6 protein-coding genes and 1 pseudogene are annotated in these 3,789 nt (G+C 45.7%); 6 read left to right on the forward strand and 1 reads right to left on the reverse strand.

Annotated features, from left to right (window positions below; all coding sequences use genetic code 11):
* Window positions 1-112: transposase (locus O9295_RS22090; RefSeq protein WP_071784045.1), on the forward strand; the 112-nt coding region annotated here is incomplete at its 5' end.
* Window position 113: 1 nt separating this feature from the next.
* Here the strand turns inward: O9295_RS22090 and O9295_RS22095 are convergent.
* Window positions 114-341 carry a transposase family protein gene (locus O9295_RS22095; protein ID WP_288035396.1) on the reverse strand — a complete coding sequence of 76 codons (228 nt, stop codon included), beginning with the start codon at window positions 339-341 and terminating at the stop codon, window positions 114-116.
* A 236-nt stretch (window positions 342-577) separates the two neighbouring features.
* Between O9295_RS22095 and O9295_RS27550 the strand changes: the two genes are divergently transcribed.
* The 5 genes and pseudogenes from O9295_RS27550 to O9295_RS22115 form a co-directional block, all read left to right on the forward strand.
* Window positions 578-769: a Thivi_2564 family membrane protein gene (locus tag O9295_RS27550; RefSeq protein WP_012265960.1), complete on the forward strand. Its 192-nt coding sequence runs from the start codon at window positions 578-580 to the stop codon at window positions 767-769.
* A gap of 175 nt (window positions 770-944) precedes the next feature.
* Complete coding sequence (locus O9295_RS22100) at window positions 945-2,039, forward strand: glycosyltransferase family 2 protein (RefSeq protein ID WP_288035399.1); 1,095 nt, start codon at window positions 945-947, stop codon at window positions 2,037-2,039.
* Window positions 2,040-2,546 carry a glycosyl-4,4'-diaponeurosporenoate acyltransferase CrtO family protein gene (locus tag O9295_RS22105; protein WP_353851886.1) on the forward strand — a complete coding sequence of 169 codons (507 nt, stop codon included), beginning with the start codon at window positions 2,040-2,042 and terminating at the stop codon, window positions 2,544-2,546.
* The gene (locus O9295_RS22110) at window positions 2,540-3,388 is read left to right on the forward strand and encodes a transglutaminase-like domain-containing protein (RefSeq protein WP_288035405.1); all 849 of its coding nucleotides are present in this window, start codon (window positions 2,540-2,542) and stop codon (window positions 3,386-3,388) included. Before O9295_RS22105 ends, O9295_RS22110 begins: the two co-directional genes overlap by 7 nt.
* Window positions 3,389-3,604: 216 nt before the next feature.
* Window positions 3,605-3,789, forward strand: a pseudogene (locus tag O9295_RS22115) (hypothetical protein); the annotation flags it as partial.

Consider the following 3,789-nt stretch of genomic DNA (forward strand, 5'->3'; position numbering starts at 1 on the left):
GGTCGAGGGAATCAACAATAAACTTAAACTAATAAAACGGAGAGGCTATGGCTTTAGAAACTTTCGGAATTTTTGGGTTAGAAGTATGTTATCTTGGCATCTTGTCTGTTGATTTAGCATAAAGGGTAACGAAGAGCCAAAGTTTTTAGCCATTCATATTTGGTTATACCATAGGCAGCAACTGCTTCCCAGTTGTTCGCCCCACAAATGGTTGCACAGATATTAATCACAATAATATCTATCAGCAAATGCTCAATGTTGTGTAACGCTCTAGGGTCTTTTAGAGTGCCAAAGTGTTTTTCAATCAGGGCTGTTGGTGATGAACATTTGTCCGTTAACATTGTTTTGTGCGAACCTGTAAACAGATAGTTAATATTCTGTATACTAACTTGAAAAATTTAATATTTATCTCCTAATTGCTATTCCATGAGGATATCTTGTAGATTTATTGCGTATCTTCAAGAATTGTGTGCGATTGCCCTGGCCACCTAAAGAGCATGTATAAACGAGCATATATAATAATGAAGAGAATAAAATGCTTGACGAAACTCATTAGATCGGAGAAAGGAGGTCAGTCATGGATCTGGTACAGTTTGTGGTAGTTATCATCGTGGTTGGGGTTCTATTGTGGCTCGTGAACAACTACATTCCGATGGACAGCAAGATCAAGCAAATCCTGAACATTGTGGTTGTCATCGCCCTCGTTTTGTGGATTCTTAAGGTGTTCGGATTGCTGAGTTTTCTTAAGGGAATTCGTATCGGTAGGTGAGTAGACCTCTTGCAAAAGTCTTAAGTCGATCCTTGTACAGCAACATTTTTGAAGATTATCAACTACTAATAAATAATTAACTGAAAGTCCCTCCCATTATTGTTTCTATCGTTTGTTTTCGGATTTATGCAAGAGGTCTAGTGATGTTCTAGACGGAAGGAAAGGTTGAATTATTATGGATCTGATGTCCATCACACTGGTGGTGCGCTGGCTAATAGGCTGGGGATTGATGTGGCGGTTGCCGCGACTTCCAGACTTTTCAGTCGTCGGTTCGCCTAAAGTCTCGGTCTTGATTCCGGCGAGGAATGAAGAGAGTACCCTCCCTAATTTGCTAACAGCCTTAAAGCAGCAAACATTCAAGCCCTACGAAATCATTGTCATCGATGACCAGTCCGCCGATGCTACCCCACAGATCGCCGAACAGGCCGGGGTGAAAGTAGTGCAGACTAGCCCTTTGCCCACAGGTTGGACAGGGAAAAACTGGGCACTCAAAACCGGATATGCAGCCTCATCTGGCGATATTCTCGTCTTTCTCGATGCCGACACTGAGCCAGGGGAGGAGCTGCTCCGCAGGCTGGTGGCAACTGTTCAACACTTAGGTGGTCTGGTCTCAGTTCAGCCCTATCACCGCACTGAACGCCCCTACGAACTGTTAGCGGTTCTGTTCAATCTCGTCGGCTTGATGGCCGTCAAACTGGGAGCAAGAGGTGGTGTGGCTTTTGGACCAGCTATGGCTACCAGCAAGGATGACTATAAGCGGGTCGGCGGCCACGACGCTGTGGCAGGATATGTTGTAGAAGACTGGTTCATGGCTCATATTTATGAGAGTGCGGGACTGCCAGTGAGTGCATACATTGGTCATGGCCAACTGGACTATCGGATGTACCCCGGCGGGCTGCGGGACTTGGTTGTTGGTTTCGACAAAAACTTTGCTACCGCAGCAGGGGAAGTCTCTTGGCTGCGGATGCTGGCGGTTGTGTTCTGGCTTTCAGGGCTGTTCTGGGCGGCTTGGTGTCTGCCCGCATCCCTATTCGGCTGGCCGATTGTCGGGAATTCATCCTTACTATATAACGTACTGCTTTATCTTGCCTTCGCCATACAGTTAGCCATAATTGTATGGCCAGTGGGTTCATTCGGAGCAATCGTCTTTTTCTTCCCCATTCCGGTTGCCTTCTTCATTGCAGTGTTCCTGCTGGCCATTCTGAATCTCGAACGTGGTCAAATCGAATGGAAAGGACGAAGGATAAGTACCCGATGGCAAGGTGAATGAATGAGCTCGCCTATGCTACAACTACCGGATGGGGTAATCGTCGGGCTTTGTGTAGTCGGTTGGACAGTCTGGTCGCTTTTGATCGGTTTTGTCGGTCATCGACTTCCCCTGAAATTCCTAGAAACGGACACCTGCCTGACCCGGCCACGACCCTGGGGGGAAGATAGACAATGGTACAATCGGGTACTGCGGATCAATCGCTGGAAGAATCGGTTGCCAGAAGCAGGGGATTTCTTCCCAGGAGGTTTTCGCAAAACATCCGTTGGCGGTGGGGACTGTGCCGTAATGTCCCGTTTTTTGGCTGAAACCCGTCGCGCGGAATACGTTCACATCGCCATCTGGCTGTTTTGGTTAGTGACGATGCTCTGGACTCCTGGCTGGGGTGTGCTGGTAAACCTCGCCGTGGGAACAGCTTTCAACCTGCCTTGTTTGTGGGTGCAGCGTTACAATCGGCTTCGGCTCCAGCATCTGCTCGTATTGAAAGGACAGGGAAAAACTATATGCTAAAGTATGAGCTTGGCTGTGAATTAACCTACAGCATTGAGCAAGCAAGCACTCTAATTCTTAATGTTGCTATTGTCAGCAACAACCATCAGATTATTGTTCAGGAAGACCTCCATTCTAACTCTCAACGGTCGATTGAGGAATACATCACTTCTGTCAGTGGAAACCGATACTTTCGACTCAATGCCCCTCCTGGCAATTTGCAAATTTCCTATCGAGCGACCGTTGGCTTATCTCCTTATTACTCAGACCCCAGTACGGTTTTTGAAGTAAAGCCAGCCGATTTACCCCTCGATATCTTGTACTATCTTTATCCGAGTCGTTACTGTCAGTCAGATCGATTATTGCGCTTTGTCGCGGCTGAATTTGGCCATTTAGTCCCTGGTTATTCCAGGGTGACAGCTATCTGTAACTGGATTTATGACAATGTTTTGTATCTCTCTGGTAGCAGTGATTCTTTAACTTCTGCTTGCGATACAGCGATAGAAAGGGTAGGCGTTTGTCGTGATTTTGCCCATTTAGGCATTGCTTTTTGTCGGGCCTTGAATATTCCAGCACGCTTTGTTTCCGGCTACGCCTATGGTTTAAATCCCCCCGATTTTCATGCCTGGTTTGAGGCTTATCTAGGGGGTCGCTGGTATCTTTTCGATCCTACCCGCCTTGTGCCTCAGAGCGGGCTAATTCGCGTTGGCACAGGACGAGATGCAGCCGATGTTTCTTTTGCCACTATTTTTGGTCCGGTACAAATGAATCAGATGAGGCTTTTTATGGACTACTTACCCGATGCCAAGCCGATTTCCGAGAATATTTTGATACCGACAACAGAGGCGATCGCCATCTCTTGAGCGTACCCCAGTCAGGTATTGTAAAGTTTTGTAAAAAATATATGCAAATGACTGCAAACAACCGCTAATATAGTTAGTACAAGTTTACATTGCAGTTCACATGAAACTATCAGATTATGCTAAAGACCTCTTGCATAAATCCGAAAACAAACGATAGAAACAATAATGGGAGGGACTTTCAGTTAATTATTTATTAGTAGTTGATAATCTTCAAAAATGTTGCTGTACAAGGATCGAATTAAGACTTTTGCAAGAGGTCTTAAGAAAAAAGGGATCAGTTATGACACTGCTTGGAGAATGTGGAATCGAGGGCAGTTACAAGGAGAACGTCTTCCTACAGGAACAATTATTATTTTTGAAGATGACCGTTCTTGCGGTGAAAATAAAGTAGCTATTTATGC

The organism is Microcystis sp. LE18-22.4A, assembly GCF_027531105.1.
Taxonomy (GTDB): domain Bacteria; phylum Cyanobacteriota; class Cyanobacteriia; order Cyanobacteriales; family Microcystaceae; genus Microcystis; species Microcystis aeruginosa.